At 68.1% G+C, this 18,555-nt stretch carries 18 protein-coding genes; 10 read left to right on the forward strand and 8 right to left on the reverse strand.

Annotation, left to right across the window (positions count from 1 at the left end; translation table 11 throughout):
- Positions 1 to 84: 84 nt before the first annotated feature.
- The 5 genes from QH290_RS25570 to QH290_RS25590 all read right to left on the reverse strand — a co-directional run bounded on the left by QH290_RS25570 (position 85) and on the right by QH290_RS25590 (position 7,380).
- Entirely contained in the window at positions 85 to 2,604 is a 2,520-nt protein-coding gene (locus QH290_RS25570; RefSeq protein WP_280385654.1) for an ATP-binding protein, read from the reverse strand.
- A 6-nt stretch (positions 2,605 to 2,610) separates the two neighbouring features.
- Positions 2,611 to 5,058 (reverse strand): ATP-binding protein, encoded by a 2,448-nt coding sequence (locus QH290_RS25575; protein WP_280385656.1) that lies wholly within the window; start codon positions 5,056 to 5,058, stop codon positions 2,611 to 2,613.
- Positions 5,059 to 5,260: 202 nt separating this feature from the next.
- A complete protein-coding gene (locus tag QH290_RS25580; RefSeq protein ID WP_280268412.1) occupies positions 5,261 to 5,827 on the reverse strand; it encodes a dihydrofolate reductase family protein in 567 nt (188 codons plus the stop codon).
- A 142-nt stretch (positions 5,828 to 5,969) separates the two neighbouring features.
- Positions 5,970 to 6,509, reverse strand: coding sequence for a hypothetical protein (locus tag QH290_RS25585; RefSeq protein WP_280268413.1), 540 nt, complete (start codon positions 6,507 to 6,509; stop codon positions 5,970 to 5,972).
- A gap of 139 nt (positions 6,510 to 6,648) precedes the next feature.
- Complete coding sequence (locus QH290_RS25590) at positions 6,649 to 7,380, reverse strand: MerR family transcriptional regulator (RefSeq protein WP_280268414.1); 732 nt, start codon at positions 7,378 to 7,380, stop codon at positions 6,649 to 6,651.
- Between the two features lie 131 nt (positions 7,381 to 7,511).
- On the opposite strand from QH290_RS25590, the gene QH290_RS25595 reads away from it, so the two are divergent.
- A complete protein-coding gene (locus QH290_RS25595) occupies positions 7,512 to 7,868 on the forward strand; it encodes a DUF1707 SHOCT-like domain-containing protein (protein ID WP_280268415.1) in 357 nt (118 codons plus the stop codon).
- Here the strand turns inward: QH290_RS25595 and QH290_RS25600 are convergent, their stop codons facing one another.
- Complete coding sequence (locus tag QH290_RS25600) at positions 7,869 to 10,379, reverse strand: serine/threonine-protein kinase (RefSeq protein ID WP_280385658.1); 2,511 nt, start codon at positions 10,377 to 10,379, stop codon at positions 7,869 to 7,871.
- Between the two features lie 194 nt (positions 10,380 to 10,573).
- Between QH290_RS25600 and QH290_RS25605 the strand changes: the two genes are divergently transcribed.
- The 4 genes from QH290_RS25605 (at position 10,574) to QH290_RS25620 (ending at position 13,063) form a co-directional block, all read left to right on the forward strand.
- Complete coding sequence (locus QH290_RS25605) at positions 10,574 to 11,629, forward strand: SPFH domain-containing protein (RefSeq protein WP_280385659.1); 1,056 nt, start codon at positions 10,574 to 10,576, stop codon at positions 11,627 to 11,629.
- 63 nt (positions 11,630 to 11,692) lie between these two features.
- Entirely contained in the window at positions 11,693 to 11,935 is a 243-nt protein-coding gene (locus QH290_RS25610) for a ribbon-helix-helix domain-containing protein (RefSeq protein WP_280268418.1), read from the forward strand.
- Positions 11,932 to 12,366, forward strand: coding sequence for a type II toxin-antitoxin system VapC family toxin (locus QH290_RS25615; protein WP_280385661.1), 435 nt, complete (start codon positions 11,932 to 11,934; stop codon positions 12,364 to 12,366). Before QH290_RS25610 ends, QH290_RS25615 begins: the two co-directional genes overlap by 4 nt.
- A gap of 49 nt (positions 12,367 to 12,415) precedes the next feature.
- Positions 12,416 to 13,063: a TetR/AcrR family transcriptional regulator gene (locus QH290_RS25620; protein ID WP_280385663.1), complete on the forward strand. Its 648-nt coding sequence runs from the start codon at positions 12,416 to 12,418 to the stop codon at positions 13,061 to 13,063.
- A gap of 184 nt (positions 13,064 to 13,247) precedes the next feature.
- Here the strand turns inward: QH290_RS25620 and QH290_RS25625 are convergent, their stop codons facing one another.
- Positions 13,248 to 13,454 carry a DUF397 domain-containing protein gene (locus QH290_RS25625; protein WP_280385676.1) on the reverse strand — a complete coding sequence of 69 codons (207 nt, stop codon included), beginning with the start codon at positions 13,452 to 13,454 and terminating at the stop codon, positions 13,248 to 13,250.
- Positions 13,451 to 14,341: a helix-turn-helix domain-containing protein gene (locus QH290_RS25630; protein WP_280385665.1), complete on the reverse strand. Its 891-nt coding sequence runs from the start codon at positions 14,339 to 14,341 to the stop codon at positions 13,451 to 13,453. Before QH290_RS25630 ends, QH290_RS25625 begins: the two co-directional genes overlap by 4 nt.
- A gap of 260 nt (positions 14,342 to 14,601) precedes the next feature.
- Here QH290_RS25630 and QH290_RS25635 point away from each other — a divergent pair, with 260 nt between their 5' ends.
- The 5 genes from QH290_RS25635 to QH290_RS25655 all read left to right on the forward strand — a co-directional run bounded on the left by QH290_RS25635 (position 14,602) and on the right by QH290_RS25655 (position 18,292).
- Positions 14,602 to 15,033 (forward strand): hypothetical protein, encoded by a 432-nt coding sequence (locus QH290_RS25635; protein WP_280385666.1) that lies wholly within the window; start codon positions 14,602 to 14,604, stop codon positions 15,031 to 15,033.
- Between the two features lie 124 nt (positions 15,034 to 15,157).
- On the forward strand, positions 15,158 to 15,736 hold the full coding sequence (locus QH290_RS25640) for a DUF3558 domain-containing protein (protein WP_280385668.1): 579 nt from the start codon (positions 15,158 to 15,160) through the stop codon (positions 15,734 to 15,736).
- Between the two features lie 38 nt (positions 15,737 to 15,774).
- Positions 15,775 to 16,290: a hypothetical protein gene (locus QH290_RS25645; RefSeq protein WP_280385670.1), complete on the forward strand. Its 516-nt coding sequence runs from the start codon at positions 15,775 to 15,777 to the stop codon at positions 16,288 to 16,290.
- A gap of 12 nt (positions 16,291 to 16,302) precedes the next feature.
- A complete protein-coding gene (locus tag QH290_RS25650) occupies positions 16,303 to 17,499 on the forward strand; it encodes a WXG100 family type VII secretion target (RefSeq protein ID WP_280385672.1) in 1,197 nt (398 codons plus the stop codon).
- 37 nt (positions 17,500 to 17,536) lie between these two features.
- Positions 17,537 to 18,292, forward strand: coding sequence for an ESX secretion-associated protein EspG (locus tag QH290_RS25655; protein ID WP_280385673.1), 756 nt, complete (start codon positions 17,537 to 17,539; stop codon positions 18,290 to 18,292).
- The last annotated feature ends 263 nt before the right edge of the window (positions 18,293 to 18,555 follow it).

Below are 18,555 nucleotides of genomic sequence, written 5' to 3' on the forward strand. Positions count from 1 at the left end.
CGGTACACACGCCGGAACAACCACGGACACAGGCCGGGACGCCACGGACGTGCGGTGGGGCGATGGTGGTCGGGCGGTTCGGGGTTACTGCCGCGGGCGGGCGGGGCGCTGTCGGGATTCTGCTCGGACTCGGTCGGCGAGTTCGGCGGGGATGTGTTCGACAACCACGGATCTGTTGCGGGCGAACAGCTTTCGGCGGATCGAGACCACCTGGGCGTCGACGGTGCGGACGGAGGTGCCGCGGCGACCGGCGATGGCGCTGTTGGGCCATCCGGCCGCCACGAGGACGGCGACGTCCTGTTCGGCGGCCGAGAGGTCGTGCCAGTGCGACGTTGCGGCGGGCGGGGCGGGCGGTTCGTCGGGGTCTTCGGGAAGCGTCAGCGTGCCCAGGAAGTATCGCTGCAGCTCCTCGAGTTCGGGACGCAGGCGTGCGCCGCGCCGGGCCGCGGCCGCATACCCGGGCCGCCCCAGTACCGAGGTGGCCACCTCGACGGCCCGCGCGATCCCCCGCGCCACCAGCGGCACCCGATGCGGATCGACGCCGATCGACCGGTGCAGCGTCTCGACACCGCCCTGCAGGACCGCGATCTCGGTGGCGGCCGCGGCGAGCTCCGCCGGGTCCGCGAAGCCGCTCGCGATGCGCTCGGCGAGCGCGTGCGACAGAGATCCTATGCAACAGTGGATGATCCACCCGGACGTCCACGTATTACCCGCCGCGACATGACGTTTCAGAATCTCCCGGCCCAGCTCGATCGCGTCCCGCTTGCCGTCGACGGTAACCTCGGCGATCAGCACACGCAGATCGTGTTCCGAGATCACCCATCCGGCAACGGCTTCCAACGATCGATCCACCTGCCGCCACGGATCTGTATCGCCGCCGCCGAGAAAGGCGCGGGCCAGCGACGCCGTCAGCTCCGCGCGCCGCACTCCGGCGTGATCGCCCGCCGCGGCGAATTTCCTTGCGGCCCGGTCCAATACGTCCATCGCACGCGGGTCCTCGTTCATCAGCAGCAGTTCCTGCCCCCAGGTGAACTCGACCACCGCCGGTAGGCCGATATCGGCCTCCGGATCCTCACGCCAGGTCTTGCGCAGCTGCGGATCGGACATGTACGAGGCGACACACTCGTCGAGCAGTTGCGCGGTGTAGGCGCTGCGCCCCTGCCACAGGGCCGCGATGCCGACCCGCGCCGCGGCGGTGATGCGCAGTTCGGCGGGCGCGATATCGGTCCCGCGCGTGACCTCGAGCGCCTGCTCGGTGAGGTGGGTGACGGCGCGGTTGGCCCCCGCGACGTACGGAACCCGCAGGGCCATCAGGGTACTGGCGCTGGTCAGGCCGATCACCGCCTCCGCCGGATCGGTGAGGCTGGACTCGATGCTGAGCAGGATGTTGTCCCACGCCGACCGCGCCCACTCGAGCCACTGCTCCTCGTTCGGGCCGTACCAGGCGGTGTGGCCCGCGAGCACGCCGTCGCGGTAGTACCGACGATGCCGGGCCAGCAGCCGGTCCGCGGCCTCCGGATCGCGCCGCCGCAGCCGCTCCCGGGCGAAGACCCGCACGCTCTCGGGCAGGTAGTAGTACACCGAGGTCGGTGTCATGTGCGTGGACACCAGCGAGCGCTCCACCACCCGCTCCAGAAGGTGCACCACCCGCTCCGGCGACAGCGGATCGTCGCCGCACACCGCCACGATCGCCTCGAGCTCGGCGCCGCAGCCGCGGCTGTCGTCGCAGGCCGGGTCGAAGCCCGCCGCGAAGATCGACATCCGCTCCAGCAGCAATTGCTCACTGCCCGTGCACAATCCGTACGACCAGGCGATGACGTCGTGCACGCTGTGATGGCGTTGCTCGGCGCCCGCGCGCGCCCCGTGCGACCATTCCAGCCGCTTGTCGTCGGTGTCCCCCGTGAGCTCGCGCAGCACCGCCGACAGCGGCCGGTGCAGCAGGCGGGCCGCGGCCAACCGCAGGAACAGCGGGTTGTGGTCGGCGTGCAGGCAGATGCGCGCGGCGAGCCGGTGGGTCTCGGGATCGTCGGGCAGCGGCCGCCCGGTGAGTTCGGCGCGATACCGGAACAGCTCCAGCGCATGCGCGGCCGACAGCGAGGGCACGGCGACGACCTGTTCGTCGACCCACCCCACCGGTTCGCGGCTGGTCGCGATGATGACCAGCCCGGGCACCGTGGTCAGCAGCGCGGTGATCAGGGGACGCACCCCGTCCAGCACGTGCTCGCAGTTGTCCAGTACCAGGAACGTCCGGCAGCAGTCCCCCGCGGTGAACGTGTCGATCAGGCACTCCCAGGCGCTGCGTCCGGCGATATCGGAGCGCAGCACCGTGCCGACCACCTCCTCGGCGACCGTGTCGGAGTCGGCCCCCGGCGCCAGCCTGGCCAGCCGGATCCAGTGCACCGCATCGTGTTCCGGGTCGCGGTAGCGCCGCAGCCCCTCGGCGGCCAGGGTCGTCTTCCCGATCCCGCCGGTACCGACGAGGGTGATCAGCCGGGACTCACCACCGGCCAGGAGCCCGCCGAGATGCTGCAGCTCGGCGTGACGACCGATGAATTCGCTTGCCGCGGCAGGGATCTCATTGCCGTGGCGAGTTTGCTCGGACACCGATGATCAGCTCCGCCGCCTAGGCGCCCGCACCGGCCGGTTCCGCGATTCGCGCCGCACCCGCTCGGCCAGTTCCTCGGGTATGTGGTGGGCTATCTCGGCCCGGGTGGGCGTCATCAGCTTCTGCCGGATCGTCGCGACCTGGGCGTCGACGGTGCGCACGGAGCTCTGCCGGTGAGCGGCGATGGCCCGGTTGGACCAGCCCGCCGCCGCGAAGACGGCCACATCGCGTTCCGCACGCGACAGCGTATTCCACCGTGCCGACGACCGAACCGACTGCGGCCCTTCCTTTTTCCGACCCGCGGGCGACGCCTCGGTGCCGCGCGCGGAAGCCGACAGATCGGGTGTCTGGCCGTCGATCACGAAGTGCCGCAGCGCATCGAACTCCGGCCGCACTCGCGCTCCCTCGGCCGCGGCGCTCGCGTATGCCTGCTCGCCGAGGACGGCGACGGCCAGACCGGCGGCCCCCTGCAGCTGGGTGGTCATCAACGCGACCCGATCGATCACCGTGCCCATCGTACGGTGGCAGGTGCGGAAGACCTCCACCAGCCGAGCGATCTCGATCGCCGCCGCGGTGCGCGCGGTCTCGTCCCCGATTGCCGAGGCCTCCAGCAGGATTCGGCCCGCGACAATGATCCGCGCGCCCACCGCCCAGCTGACCGTCCAGATATCCCCCTCGATCAGATGGTGTGCGAGCACGCCGTGCGTGAGCGCCGCGGCCGCATCGCCCTCGCCGTGCTTGACCAGGGCCACGGCGCGGGCCAGCCGGGCCCACCCCTGCGAGAGCACCGACCCGGAGTCCATCGAGCGCGCGAGAATGCGCTCCGTGATGTCGAGGGCCTCCCCCTGATCGCCGACGAATGCCGCGGCCAGGGCGACGAAGACGCTGCTGAGTTCCGATCCGGCCACATCGCCCGCGGCCACCGACTTGCGCCAGGACCGTTCCAGCACCCCGATCGCCCGGGCATCGCCGCCCACCAGGAACAGTTCGAGCCCCCAGATCCATTCGACGGCCGCGGGCAGGCCGAGGTCCTCCTCGGCGCAATCGCGCCATCGGGCCGCCTCGGCCGCAGGCAGCCACGCGGTGGCGCAGGCGTCGAGCAGCCGGGCCGCATCCGCGCTGCGGCCCTGCCACAGGGCCACCCAGGCCAGCAGGGCCATGGCCCGCACCCGCAGTTCGGTCGGCCGCGGGTCGGCCTCGCGCGTGGCGTGGACGGCACTCTCGGTGAGCCGGGTGAGGGCGGGCCCGCCGCGGGTGGCATAGGGGATCCACATCGACAGCAGCCCGGTCGCGGTCTCCAGGGCGACGACCGCCTCGGCCGGATCGGCCAGCCCGGTCTCGACGGCGAGCAGGATGTTGTCCCAGCTCGCCCGCATCCGGTCGTGCCAGTCCTGCGCCTGCTCACCGTGCCAGATCGACTGTCCCGCAGCGACTTCGTCGCGGAAGTAGCGGCGATGCCGCGCCGCGGTGCGGGCCGCGTCGCGCTCGCGGCGCTGCAGCCGGGCGCGGGCGAACACCCGGACGCTCTCGACGACGTACCATCGCACGGCCGTGGCCGTCAGATGCTCCGACACCAGCGACCGCTCGGCCAGCCGTTCCAGCAGCGGCTCGATCCGCTCCGGCGGCAGGTCGTCGTCGGCGCAGACGGCCACGACGGTCTCGAGGTCGATCTCGTTGCGCAGCTCGTGCTCGTCGTCGGTCTCGCAGCCCGCGGCGAACACCGACATCCGCTCGAGCAGCAGCTGCTCCTCGGCGCCGCACAGCGCGAACGACCAGGCGATGACGTCGTAGACGCCGCGGTGGCGCGCGTCGGCCCCCGCGCGGGCGCCGTGCGACCACTGCAGCCGCTTGTCGTCGGCGTCGCCGGTGAGCTCGCGCAGCACCACCGCCGGTGGCTGATAGCGCAGCCGGGCCGCGGCCAGGCGGATGAACAGCGGGTTGTAATCCACGTGGCGGCAGATCAATTCGGCGATGCGCAGCTGGGCGGGATCCTGCGGGATCGGCCGCCCGATGAGTTCGGCGCGGCGGCGCAGCAGGGCCAGCGAATGCCGCGCGGTCAGCGGCGGCACCAGCACGATGTGCTCGTCGACCCACCGGATCGGCTCGCGGCTGGTGGCCAGGATGGTCAGTTCGGGATCGGCCAGCAGGCTCGCGATGATGCCGCCCACCTCCGCGAGCACATGCTCACAGTTGTCCAGTACCAGCACTTTCCGCTGCGGCGGCCCGTCGACACCCGGCGGCGGCCGGGTGCCCGCGTCCACCCGCATCGCCGAGCGCACCATGTCCTCGGTCACCGACTCCGGCCCGACCTCGGCCAGACCGACCCAGTAGACGGCCAGGTGGCGGCTTCGATGCGCCCGGCGCAGCGCCTCGGCGGCAAGCCTGGTCTTGCCGATGCCGCCGGGCCCCACGAGGGTGATCAGCCTCGCGCCGCTGAAGAGCCGGGACTCCACGCTCTCCACATCAGCTTGCCGCCCGATGTACTCACTGGTAGCTACAGCGGGGACAGCACCGGGCGTCGGTACAACGGACATAATCAGAGAAACCTAGCCTAAACGGCATTGGCTCGCTGCATGTTTCGACGTGAGAGCCGCAGGTCACAGCTCGCACGGGCCTCCCGGAACCGCGGCTCCGGACGATATGTGAGTGTGCGTTCTACGCCGCCGCGGCGGGTTGCTGGTAGTGCATCTGCACCACGGCGCTGTCGAAGGTCATCACGTCGACCAGCTGCAATCCGGCCTGCTCCACCGTGGTCGGGAACAGCGGGATCCCACCGCCCAGGAGGAGCGGGTGGACGAACACTCTGTACTCGTCGATCAGCTCGTGCTCCATGAAGAACGACGCCGTCTGCGTGCCGCCGAACAGCACCATGTCGCAGCCCGGTTGCGCGCGCAGGGTCGAGATCTGGTCGACGACGGAGTCGCCCATCACCTTGGTGTTCCAGTCGGCGCTGCCCAGCGTGCGCGACAACACGAGCTTGGGCGTCGACTTCCAGCACCGCGCGAAATCCACGTAGAACGGGGAGATCGCCGGATCGGCATCCGCCGTCGGCCAGAACGAGGCCATGATCTCGAATGTCTTGCGCCCGTACACGAAGTAGCTGGCGCGCCGTAGCTCATCCAGAAACGACGCGCACAGCTCCTCGTCCACGACCGGCCAGTGCACCTCCTGGTCGGGGCCCTCGGCGAAGCCGTCCAGCGACATCTGCATCCACAGAGTCACACGTCCCATCACATACCCATCTGCCGCCTTGATGTGACTGTGATTCTGGACAGAAGCAGTGACGATGCGCAATCGGTAGGTCGATACGGACCTACTTAAGTAGCCAATGCGTGACGAATGGGGGAACGAACGATGTGGTTGCTCAGCTCAGCGAGCCGTCGTTGCACGAACTCGAGGTCCGCCACGTCGCCTCGGGCCGCGCGCCGTCGAAGGTCCAGTTCGAGATCGGGCCCGCCGCACGCCAATACAGGCCGCCACCGGCCGGGAACGCCTCGTAGATGTCCTCGGCGCCCTCGATCAGCTGGTCGCCGACGCAGTAGTCGGTGTAGGCGGTGCCGGGCTGGCGGGCACCCGGGCTGAACCGGCCCGCGGGATTGCCGTTGGCGCCGGGATTGGGCACGGTGCTGCGGTGGTTCGCCACACCGTCGCGATTCCAGCGGGCGCCGCCCAGGAAGTCCGAGTGGCAGGTGAACGCCCAGCCGCCCGCGTAGACGGTCTCGCCGTCGGGGTAGGGGTTGCCCGCCCAGAGGCACGGCGCGCCGGGCAGATCCGCCGACGCGGGCCCGGCCGACGCCCCGAATCCGAGACCGGCGACCGCCAGCGCCGCCGCCGCGGCCGCGACTCCCCTCGATACCCGGCCCGTGCGACAGCCCTGATTCGGTACACCGCTGGTGGTGGTCATCGACATCTCCTATCGAACTTCATGTGACGACCCGACATTGATCGACTCATAAAGCAATGTACCGTTATTTAACGGCAAGATCGGGGCATGCGTTTCCACCGGTGGGAACTGATGGCGGATCGGGTGGTCGCGGACCTCCTCAGGAGCCGGACAGCACCTCGGCCAGCTCGGAGTCCTGGTCGAGATAGCGCGCCACGAGCCGGGCGATCAGCTCGGCGGACATTCGCGCGGGGACGGTCCGTGTCGTATCGGCCCGCTCGCTGAGTCTGCCCAGATCCTCCGACCCCCGTTCGGACTGCTGATACTCGCTCCAGGCCGTCCGCTGGAAGAGGTCGGCGAAGCGCCGGGCGATGCGGTCGCAATCGCCGTACAGCCGCTCCAGCTCGGTGAGCAGGACGTCCGCGGGGACGCCCGTGGCGGCCAGCACCTCGGCATTGCGGGCCAGCTGGGGATCGGCCACGCGATAGGTGGTGGCGTCGACCGGCTCGTACATTCCGAGCGCGACCACCCGGGCCAGCCCCTGCGGAACGCCGTGGAACCGCTCCTCCAGTTCGGTCGCCGAGATCGTCTCGCCCGACGATGCCTCGGTATCCGGCGGCACGTCCCCGCCGACGCCGAGGATGACACCGAGGTCGTCGCCCCGGTCCCAGGCCGCGAGCAACTCCTTGATGCCGTTGAGCTTGATCCCCCGGTCCAGCAGCCGGCTGATCGTATGGACCCGATTCAGATGGTCCTGCCCGTAGAAACCCGTCCTCCCCTTCACCTGAGGCGGGGGCAACACACCCCGCTCGTGGTAAACGCGCAAACTACGCACGGTCGTGCCGGCCGCACGAGCCAGCTCATCGATCGTGTACTCAGTACCGACTGACATACATAAAGGAAACCACACTGAAACAAGTTTGCACGCCGGGTGACGGGGTGATGTCCCTTCCAGTATGGTCAGACGACCATCTTCCCGCCGGTGGAAATCCGCAGGACGCCGCGGTCCATATTCTGCTCGACATGAACGAAATCCCGGGCGCTCGAACGGGGACCGACGAGCGGGAACGCGCACTGCGGGATCTGTCGCAGCATCTGGCCGCCGGACGGCTGACGCTGTCCGAATTCGAGGACCGCAGCGCGCGGGTGCACGCCGCGACGACCAAGGCGCAACTGGCGGAGTTGTTCACCGACCTGCCGCGCGCCGAGGCCCCCGCACCCGATCCGATCCCCCCGAACCCCCTGCTCCGGCTCGCCGTGCTCGGCGCGGCGGGCGTGGTTTTCGCGGTGACCGTCGCGCTGGTCACCGGCAACTGGCTGTGGCTGGCGCTGATCGCGGCCGTGCCCGCCCTGGTGCTCGCCCGCCGATATCTGCGCTGACTACCACCGCGTCCGCGGGCGCACCTGATTGGCCAGATCGACCAGCCGGTAGCGGTGCAGCCGGTCGGGAGCGGCGCGCGCCAGGTCCCGCAGGCAGGATTCCAGGCCGCGCGACAGACCCTGCTCGTCCAGCGGGAAATCCAGCAGGGTCGCGCCCGGATCCCGTGCCCAGCCACCAGCCCGCAACCATTCCAGCGCCGCCCCGACGACCACGACCCGCAACTGCAGCGCCCGGGGTTCGTCCGGGAGCGTCTGCAGGCGCGCCGCGGCGGTCACGATGTCGCCGTCGGTGACCTCGGAGACCGGCCGCGAGACCAGCAGCAGGCATCCGGTCATATGCGCGACGGCGTAGTGCCGGGACGCCGCGGGCACCTGATCGAGCACGGCGACCGCCTCGAGCAGCTCACCGTCGGCGGCCAGCCGCCGGGCCAGCCCGAAGGCGGCGCTCACCACGCCGTGGTTGGTGCGCCACACCGCCCCGTAGAAGTCCACCGCGGCGCGATGCCAGTACTCGGGATCGGCGGGTTCGTCCAGCGACTGCAGCACCAGTTCCGCCGTCGCCGCGAGAGCCACCATCGGCGCGATCTCGCCGGGCACCATCGAGTGCACCAGATCGAAATGCCGGTAGGCGGCCTCGTGCCGACCGCCCAGCAGCGCGGCGATGCCGTGGTACCACTCCAGCCGCCAGTCCGCGCCGTAGCTCGGTCGCAGTTCGGCCAGCAACCTGGTGGCCATCTCGATCTCCTCCAGATCGAGATGGGCCCGGATCGCGGTGAGCGAGCCCTCCAGTTCGAAGGATTCGGGCTCGGCGATGGTGCCCGCGGCGATGCGATCGCTGGTGCGCCGCAACGCGTCCAGCGCGTGGCGCGGATCGGCGTGCAGCATCGTCGACAGCAGTTCCGCGCTCGGGTCCTCGCTGTCGATCAGCGGCACCGGCAGCGCGGAGGCCACGCTGCGGGCGTCGAGGACCGGCATGCGCGCCCGCCCGTCGACGATCCCGTCGGTCTGGCCGATCAGCGTCTCGATGCCGAAATCGCCCCGCATCGAACTGAATTCGACCGAAGCCTGGGGATATTCGCGCCCGCTATCGGTGGCGAGCACGGTCCGGAGCACCCCGGCGAGTTGCAAATACATGGCATAGGTGGACGGAAAGCGGCGCTGCGGATCCGGATCCGTGGCCCGGCACAGCAGGCGGTGCAGGGCCGGGTAGCGCCGCAGCAGCGGCTGCTCGTCGGGCGAGGGTATTCCGGGCAGATGGTGACCGGCGTCGTCGCAGGGCATTTCGAGTGCCAGCGCGGCCAGGGTCCGGCCGACGGTATAGATATCCGACATCACCGTGGGCCCGGTCTCGGTGATTTCCGGCGCCTGATATCCCGGCGTGCCGTAGATGCTGCCGTAGGACTCCATGGCGGCGACCGCGCCCAGGTCGATGAGCTTGACCTCGTCCTCACTGACCATGATGTTGTCCGGTTTGAGGTCGTTGTAGCACAGCCCGAACGAATGCAGATAATCCAGCGACGGCAGAATTTCCATCATGTAGGCGATGGTTTCGGCAACCGGAATGCGATGCGGCGCCCGCTGATCGAGAACCTTCTTCAGCGATCGACCGCCGACATATTCCATGACGATGTAGCCGTCGGGAATGTCGCGCGCGGAACGGTGCTTGACGAAGTTGTAAATCTTGACGATTCCCGGATGGGCTACTTCTGACAAGAATTGTCGCTCGGCCAACGCGACCACATGGGCCTCGAAGTCCTGCGGATTCTGCAGGCCCTTCAGCACCACCCAGCGGTCGCTGACATTGCGGTCCACGGCCAGATAGATCCAGCCCAGCCCGCCGTGCGCCAGGCAGCCCTGCACCTCGTACTGCTCGGCCACCAGCTCGCCCGGCTCCAGGGCGGGGCGGAAGTTGAAGGGGGAGCCGCATTTCGCGCACGTGCCGGTCACCGCGGCGGGCTCGCCGTCGGTGGCGCGGCCGACCGGTGCGTTGCACTGCCAGCAGAACCGTTTGTGTTCGGCCACTACGGGATTGGCCAGCATCGCCGCGCGCGGATCGACGGGGGCGACCTGCGGCATCTCGACCAGTCCGCCGCCCAATCGCCGTGGGCTGGGCCGGGTTCGGGAGCTGCGGCCCGATCCGGCATCCGATTCCGACAGGCCGAGCGCCTCGAGTTCGGAGGCCTCCGACAGCTCCGACATTTCGTGCGGTTCCGGCAGTTCGAGCAGATTCGGCGGCGCGGACACCTTCGGCGGCACGGGCTGCGTGGGCGGCCCGGCGTCCGGGCGCGTGCCGGAGGACTGGGAATCCGGCGAGAACAGCTGTGCCGGTTCGCCTTCCGTGGCACCCGGGGGCGACCACGGATGGCGGAACCGCTGCGAGAGTTCGGATTTGGCCACCCGCCGCGTGGACCAGGGGCGCGGCGCCCGGCTCGGCACCTCGGTTCCGCGCATCCGCCGATTCGCCCAGGGGTGCGGCAATGGCTGGTCGGATGCGCCGGACTGCTCCGCCATGAGAAACCTCTCGAGCCCGCGGATGAATCGGGCTCTCATTGTGGTTGGCCGATCGTCGCGGTGCTGCCGCCAGCTTCCCCGGTGTGGGAATACATCCCCCCTGTCGGGAGCCAGAGAATGAAATGGAGGAACATCTACTTAATGTACCGTTGTTTAACGGCGCGTTCAATAGCGGTGCGGACGATGGAGCACACATGGCCTGGCTGGAACGGGAATTCATTGCGGTCCCCGAGGAGCGCAAGAATCAGCTCCTCTACAAGTGGCCGGACCTCAACATCCGGCGCTACAGCCGCGCCCTGGTCAACGCCGACGAGATAGCCCTGTTCGTGAAGTCCGGCAAGGTGGTCGGCGCGATGGGGCCCGGGCGGCATCGGGTCGACGCGGACGAGCTGCCCGTGCTCGGCGCCCTCGTCGATACCCTCAGCGGCGGCAACTTCTACCGTGCCGAGCTGTACTTCGTCTCCACCCGGGAGTTCTCCGGGCTCAAGTTCGGCGGGCGGCTCACCGATATCGTCGATCCGGCGACCGAGCAGGTGGTGACGCTGCGGGTGTTCGGCGAATTCTCGCTGTCGGTGCGCGACCCGGCGGATCTGATCACCTCGCTGGCGGGCACGGTCGATCCGGCCGATCCGGGCGCGGTGCCCGGCTGGTGTGCCGACCTGCTGCTGAAGTCCATGAAGGTCACTGTCGCCCAGGGGATCTCGGCCGGAGAGTGGCCGGTGCTGGGGATGTCCGCCCAGCTGCAGCCGGTCGAGACCGCGGTGCTGCGCGAGACCAATCTCGCGCTCTACGAGTACGGCCTGCGCATCCCGCGCCTGGGCAACTTCGATATCAGCCTGGCGCCCGAGGACGCGCAGCGGCTCAAGCGACTGGCCAAGGACGTCACCTACATTCGGCTCGCCGGGGACTTCCAGCGTTATGCCGCGGGCGAAATGGCGCTGGGCGCGGGCCAGGGCCTCGCCGACGGCGGCGGCCGAGTGGAGGGCGGATTCCTCGGTGCGGCCCTGGGCGTCAACGCGATCCAGCAGCACGTCGGCAGCGCTCCCCCGCCCGCGCCCCAGGCCCTCCCCGCCGCTGGCCCACACTGCACCGCCTGCGGCACCGCCAACCCCGCGGGCGCCAAGTTCTGCATGAACTGCGGTACGCGCCTGGCAAATTCGTCGCCGTCCCACTGCACCGACTGCGGCGCCGAACTCCCCCCGGGCGCCAAGTTCTGCAACTCCTGCGGCACCGCAGTCCATCGGGCTTGACCGGCCGCGATGCCGGAACGAGTTCGCGGCGTTCACCGAGCGACGGGTGGTACCATATGTGGCATGGTGAAGACGACCGTGTACATCCCCGATGAGCTGGAGGTCCGGCTCGACGCGGAGGCCGCGGCGACGGGGACCAGTAAGGCAGAACTCATCCGCCGCGGCATCGCGATGCTGCTGGACGCCTCCGACCGGCCGCGCAACGACGAGCCGCTGCCGGTCTTCCACAGCGGGCGCTCGCGCAGTGCCGACGAAATGCGTGAGGACGTCTACAAGCAGATCAAGCGACGGTCGGCGCGTCGATGATCATCGTCGCCGACACCTCGGCACTTTTCGCGGCATTCGACGCCGACCAAGCCGAGCACGAACAGGCACTGTCGGTGATGGAAAGCGAGACTCTGGTCATCTCGCCCCTGGTGCTGACCGAACTGGACCACCTGACCCGCCACGACCTCGGCTTCCCCGCGGCGATGACCATCACCGACGCGCTACTGGCCCGAACCATCGAGGGACGCTATCGCCTCGCCGAATTGAAGCACGTCGACCTGTCCACGGCACAATCGGTCCGAGCCAAATACGAAGGGCTGCAACTCGACCTCGCCGACGCGGTCGGCGTCGCACTCGCCGACAAATACAAAACCGACTGCGTCTTCACCCTCGACCAACGAGACCTCCGCGCCATCGAACCACTGACACCCGGCTTCCGCTCGTTCCGGATCCTACCCGCCGACGCATAGTGAGGGCCTACGGTCACTCCGTACATCTCGCACGTGGGAGCACCACAATATGAAGGCATCGCTGCGCCGGACAGGCTGCTGGACAACGGCTTTCGCCTCAGGCGCCGCGGATCAGCGTCTCCGCGTAGTCGCTCAGTTCGGTGCGGACCAACCCGTTCATGCAGCCATCCAGGGGATCAATGCGACCGGCATGGAGCAGATCGCCGAGCGCGCGCCGGTCTCCAAACGCACTCTCTACGTGCACTTTCCGACCAAGATCGACCTGGTCATCGCGCATCTGCAAGACCTCGCCTCGTCGGGACACACCCTGGAGAGCGTGCTGACTCGCGAGGACATCCCGGCGCGGGACCGAATCCTCGGGCTGTTCGTCCAGCCCGCCGCGGATGCCGCTCCGGTGCGCGGCTGCCCGTTCATCGACGCCGCCGCCGAATTCCCGGACCCGCACAGCACGGTCCACGCCTACGCACGCGAGCAGAAACTGATGATGGTGCGGCTGGTGACCGCACTGGTGACGGACCTGGGCTGCCACGAACCCGCCGCGCTCGCCGAGCAATTGGTGACCCTGGCGGACGGGGCCGCCAGCCGCGCCATGGTGCTGGGCGACCCGGACTACGGTCGGCATGCGCGGGCGGCGGCGGAGATCCTTCTGGATAATGCGTTGCCGCGCAGGGGCTTCGGCCCTAGCGATTGCCGATGACGATGTCGCCGTTCAGGATCGTCATGGCGAGTGCGCGGAGGTTGCCGATGTCCCGGGTGGGGTCGGCGGTCAGCACGAGCAGGTCGGCGCGCTTGCCGGGCGCGGGGGCGCGAGTTGCCGAGTCGTGGCCGATCGTTCGGGGTCGGCCACGACTTCCGGGCTTCTGCGGCGGGTTACGGAGTGGTCAGGCTCGGTCGAACTTGCCGGTCTGCAGGGCTGTGGTGAAGGCGTCCCACTCGGTGGGGGTGAACAGGAGGGCGGGGCCGGTGGTGTTCTTGGAGTCGCGGACGCCTACCGCGCCGTCGTCGAGGTGGGCGATCTCGACGCAGTCGGCCGTCGAGCCACTCCGACTGGACTTGTACCAACGCGCCTCGGAAGAGTCGATGCTCACCATTGGTGCTCCTTTGAGATTGCCAGAATCAAGGCCCTCGAGTTGGATGCATTCAACGCTACACGCCGTATCTCCCGCAACGCATCCCGATAGAGCTGTATCTCCTCGTCCCGCTCCAGGTAGAGGTCCCCGGCATAGCCCTCCACGTAGACGATCGGAGGCTCCATCAGCCTGGACTGCGGCAACATCGGGAACTCCAGTAGCGAGAACGACCCCGCGAGCGAACCGAGATGTCCTGTGGCATCGAACGGCACGATCCGGATCGAAACATTAGGCAGCTCAGCCACTTTCAGCATGCGCTCCAACTGCCCGAGCATCACAGCAGGTCCGCCCATCTGATCGCGCAGGACGGTCTCGGACAAGATGAACTCGACCTGGAAGTCCGGGTTTCCGAGACGTACTTGCCTGCGTTTCGTCCACTCGATCCGCCTTTCGACCAATTCCGATGACACATTGGGGTTTTCGGTCCACGCCACCGCGCGCCGGTACTCCGGAGTCTGGAGCAAACCAGGAATTACGGCCAGCTTCCAGCACGAGAGCCGGTTGGCTGCCTCCTCCAGCGCGATGTAGTGGTTGAATTCCGCCTTCATCTCATCGATGTACGGCCGCCACCATCGACCCCCGTGCTCGCGGGATGCTTTGGCTTCCTGCAACAGCGCCAACAGGATTCGCCGCTTCTCGTCGGTCACCCCGTACGCATCGCACAGGGCGTTCAGCTGGAAACTGGTGATGCGGGTGGATCTTCCCTCCTCGAAGCGGGAGATCGACTGCGGTGACGTCTCGGCCAAGCGGGCGGCCTGAGCCTGCTGGATGTTGCGGGCCAGGCGCAGGCGGCGGAGCTCGCGGCCCAGGGCGCGACGTGCGAGAGTACTACCGGCGACGCTCATCTCGTTAGCCTCACTTATCAGTGAACGGATTTTTGGAAGCCTTCAGCTGGTGACGTTCGCGCAATGATCCCCGTTCAGGCAGTCTGGCACATTCCGGGCGGAAATGTGTAGGTGTCGATGCCGATTCGGTGAATTTCGGTGTGTACTTGGTCCGCCTCGGTAGCCGGGGGGTTCCGCAATGATCCCCGAATTTCGTTGCGCCGGTTCACACTCGGCCTCCGAGGCGTATTCCCTGCTGCCCGGAACAACCGGAGAACACCATGGAGCCCGTGGATATTCTGCCTTCGAAAAACCAGATTCTGGCCGCCTGCCGCGGGATGACTCAGCCCGAGCATGCGCTGTTGCGATGCGCGAAAGAACTCGGCGAATTGCACGAACGGCGACTGGCGGTCGATGCCCCGGACGCCGAGGAGATCGACCGGCGCCGAAGGGAACTCAGGGCGAGTATCGATTTCTGGATAAACGACCGGCTCCCGCCGTCCCACGGCTGCGCGCGAATACACACCGAGCGGCTCGGCTCGGTGGTCGACCGCCTGGCCGAATTCACCGCATGCGCCTACTCGGCCCTCGCCGGAACCTCGGACTGGGACCTGTTCGACGCCTGGGAACGCCTCGCCGAACTCGGCGTCGCCTACGAAGACCTGGCCACCGAGGTCACCGTGGGCCTGCGCCGCCTCCCCGGCGGCAACTGACACCCGGCGGTGGCGACGATTGCATGGCCAAAACGGAAAAGGTACGGTCAAGCACGAGTTTTACCAAGGGGTGGGGAGCCGGTCCAGCCCCGTGACACCGGGTCACCGGCGGCGAAAGGACGACATGGTCAGCTGGGGGAAGATCGTTCGCGGCGCGGCAGCCATCGCCGCAGCGGCCGCGCTGGTGTCCGGGTGCAATTCCGGGAACGAGGGCGACCCGGAGCCGTCCGGGGCATCGGGCACCAGTGCGGCACCGGTGCCGGGGTACGACCCCTGCACGCAGATTCCGCACAGCGCGCTGGACTCACTGCAGCTGCACGGGAGCATTCCGCGAGAAAGCTCGAACAGCGGTCTCAAATGGTTCGGCTGCCAGTGGGTTCGATCCGACTGGTACGCAGTGGACATTGTGGTGACCAACACAACGCTGAGCAAGATACGGGAGCAGGGCACCTCCTCGACTCCACTCTTCGTTGTTCAGGACCTGAAATCGTTCACCGTCGCCGGGCGGCCCGCTCTCTCCAACCGGCAGTCACGTGATCATCCAGACCAGCAGTGCACAGTTAATGTGGAGATCAAGGGCGGAAGCCTTGAGTTCTTCCTCAGCAACCCCAGGGAGAACCGGAAGGGTGGAGGCCTCGATTCCTGTCAGCTGGCGCAGGAGGTTGCCGAGAAGGTCGTCCCAACCTTGCCCGCCGGGACGTAGCTCTGGTTGGATCTCATCTGGGGCGTAGGGAGGGAATCATGGCTGACGATGTTAAACCACCAGCGAATAGTCCGTTCTCGAATATGGTGACCGAGGCCAGCGAGGGGCGGATCGGCCTCCGGATGGACCTGGAGCAGTTCGTGCATCTCGATCGCGACTGCCAGACCTTCATCGAAAAAATCAACCAGATCCAAGCGATCATGGACCGAATCTCCGCGCAGGAGGTGTGGGGCCTCGGCGAGGGATACCACGGCGATGGCAAGGACCTGATCTCAGGCAAGAAGGTAGTCGAGTGGTTCAGGACAAAGTCCAAGAACCCCGGCGACACCGAAGAAAATGCCACCAGCAACAGCGTATGGGCGGTGATGGTGTCCCACAAGAAGGCAGTGATGGACATCCAGGAGACTTACCGCAAGATCCGGGAGCAGATCACCAGCCAAGACGCTGAGGCAGCAGCCCGCTACAAGCAGCTCGAGGAAACCTTGCCACAGCAGCCTCCGGCGACGCCCCCGGCGTTCCACGTCCAAGGCTTGCCGCCCCGCACATCAAGATAGAGGGGAACTGACGTGACTGGAGACATGCCACCGCTCGGATACGAGCCGGGCAAGATTCCTGCGGGTGGTCCGCTGGCCGCGATCTGGAAGGAAGGCGAGCTGAAGCGAGCTTTCGATCCGCTGAACGTAGAGGACACTTACAACGCGGCTCGCCAATACGAGACCGCCGTAAATCTCTGGGAACAGGGAGTGCAAACCTTCGCCCGTTCCATCAACCGCTCCATTTCCGAAGCGTGGGAAGGCGCCTCGGCCGAGGCCGCCAAGACCGCGATCCAGAACTACACCGCCGACGCCCAGAAATTGACTCCCGCGCTGGAGGATATGGCGAACAAGATGGGGCGGTCCGCGGAGGCGGTGGTGAATACCAAGAAGGCGATCCCGGAGAGCGTGCACATCGACGCCACCTCCTGGTTGTGGCCGCCGCACCGGTTCGATCTGGAGGAGCGGCAGGGCCAGGCGCGCCAACAGGCTTGGGAGGCATACAAATCCGGGTACGTCTCGCCGCTGGGCGAGGTCGACACCTCGATCCCGGTGTTGCCGCCCGCCGCCGATCCGACCAAGCCGATCGAATTCAAGGCGCCGGTTCAGGACGGCGGTGGTGACGACAACGGTGGTGGCGGCAACGGCACCGGCGGTACGGGCAGCTGGGACCCGGGCAGCGAGGACGGCGGCACCGGTACGACGAACCCGGAGCAGCAACCGACCGACGGATCCGGCACCGAGACACCGGATCTGTCGGGGCTCACCGGTTCCGAGACCGCTTCGGCGGGCACGGATCCCACTGCCGTGCAGCCGTCGTCGTTCGATCCGACCGCGACCTCGACCACGCCCAGCTCCTTCTCCGGCGGGTCCGGCGGCGGCGCGGGTAGTGGCGGGGGCGGTGTCGGAGGCATCGGTGGCGTCGGCGCGATCCCCGGTGGCCCCGGGCGCAGCGTGCCCGGCACCGGAGGCGGGTTCGGACAGGGTCCCGCCGCCGCGGCGGCCGCGGCGGGGCGCGGTGGCGCCGGAATGCCCGGCATGGCCGGGATGCCCGGCATGGGCGCCGCCGGGCGCGGGAAGGGCGAGGACGACGAGAAGGACCGCCGGACACCCGATTACCTCATCAATGCCGAGAACGCCGAGGAGTTGATCGGCGACCAGCCGAAGACGATTCCGGGCGGTGTGATCGGCGGCGACTACGACCGCTATCACCGGCCGAAGCAGGAGTGACGTCCGCGGACCACCGCCCGATCGATGGAGCACACGCATGGCCGAATGGGTATGGGAGCCCGATGATTTCGCGGCGCTGTGGTACAGCGACGCCAACGACCGGATCCCGAACCTGTTGCGTTACACCAGTCGTTTCGCCTTTCAGGACGAATTCGACGCGCACCGGGTCGCCGTGCGGCAGCGCTACGGCGAGGACGAGCTCGAGCAGATCCAGCTCGCCGTGCACACGCTGACCACCTCGGATATGCGCATCGAAATCCTCGGCGGCACAACGAAATACAAAGGTAGCGCGGGCGAACAGCGGGTCTATCGGATCGTCGGCGCCCGCACCCTGTATCACGCCGCCGTGCTGCATCAGTTCACCCAGGGGGACATCGAGGGACGCATCCGGCTGCGGCTGTGCCGCTCGCAGGACCTGCCCGCCCGCCTGACCGACACGATTCCCGCCCGCGAGCCGGGCACCCAGCCCCCGATCATCGTCCACCCCGCCGACCTGCGCGACGACCGGAATACGTTGCGCGCCAACGAGCCCGCCCAGCGCTACCACCGCCTGCTCGAGGGCCCCGGCGACGGCGGCGGCTCGGCCCGCCTGCGCATCGGCGCCTTCAACACCGACCCCGCCACCTCCAACGTCGTCCAGTGGTACGACCTCCCCCACGGCCGCTACATAGAAACCCGAGCCGAACACATCACCGTCCGCCCCCTCACCCCCACCGACCTCACCACCCGCTTCACCACCTGGATAGACCGCGCCCTAACCCGCCTCCGCGAAGACGAATACCAGCCCTGGTGATCCCGGCCAAAAGCACACCGGGAACGAGAAGGGGACTTGCCCACCGGGAATAGGGAAGCAAACCGACCGCCGGGAAACAAGAGACGCAAACCGACCGCCGGGAAATAAAAGACGCAGACCGACGGCCGGGAAAGGAGGAGGAGACAGCTCGCTGGGAACGACGGCAGCGGTCGCGCAGGATGGATGACAGAGCGCCAGTCCTTCCTTTGTTCCCAGCGGACCAGGCCCCACTCTTCCCGGCAGGGCGAGGCCCACTCTTCCCG

Origin of the sequence: Nocardia wallacei (assembly GCF_029869545.1) — a bacterium.
Classification (GTDB): Bacteria; Actinomycetota; Actinomycetes; order Mycobacteriales; family Mycobacteriaceae; genus Nocardia; species Nocardia wallacei_A.

Coding starts and splice junctions, on each gene's coding strand:
- QH290_RS25590 (WP_280268414.1), bottom strand. CDS start 7,380: ATGTCAGTCGGTACTGAGTACACGATCGATGAGCTGGCTCGTGCGGCC.
- QH290_RS25620 (WP_280385663.1), top strand. CDS start 12,416: ATGAAGGCATCGCTGCGCCGGACAGGCTGCTGGACAACGGCTTTCGCC.
- QH290_RS25600 (WP_280385658.1), bottom strand. CDS start 10,379: ATGGCGGAGCAGTCCGGCGCATCCGACCAGCCATTGCCGCACCCCTGG.
- QH290_RS25585 (WP_280268413.1), bottom strand. CDS start 6,509: ATGACCACCACCAGCGGTGTACCGAATCAGGGCTGTCGCACGGGCCGG.
- QH290_RS25630 (WP_280385665.1), bottom strand. CDS start 14,341: ATGAGCGTCGCCGGTAGTACTCTCGCACGTCGCGCCCTGGGCCGCGAG.
- QH290_RS25610 (WP_280268418.1), top strand. CDS start 11,693: ATGGTGAAGACGACCGTGTACATCCCCGATGAGCTGGAGGTCCGGCTC.
- QH290_RS25605 (WP_280385659.1), top strand. CDS start 10,574: ATGGCCTGGCTGGAACGGGAATTCATTGCGGTCCCCGAGGAGCGCAAG.
- QH290_RS25640 (WP_280385668.1), top strand. CDS start 15,158: ATGGTCAGCTGGGGGAAGATCGTTCGCGGCGCGGCAGCCATCGCCGCA.
- QH290_RS25635 (WP_280385666.1), top strand. CDS start 14,602: ATGGAGCCCGTGGATATTCTGCCTTCGAAAAACCAGATTCTGGCCGCC.
- QH290_RS25615 (WP_280385661.1), top strand. CDS start 11,932: ATGATCATCGTCGCCGACACCTCGGCACTTTTCGCGGCATTCGACGCC.
- QH290_RS25595 (WP_280268415.1), top strand. CDS start 7,512: ATGAACGAAATCCCGGGCGCTCGAACGGGGACCGACGAGCGGGAACGC.
- QH290_RS25655 (WP_280385673.1), top strand. CDS start 17,537: ATGGCCGAATGGGTATGGGAGCCCGATGATTTCGCGGCGCTGTGGTAC.
- QH290_RS25645 (WP_280385670.1), top strand. CDS start 15,775: ATGGCTGACGATGTTAAACCACCAGCGAATAGTCCGTTCTCGAATATG.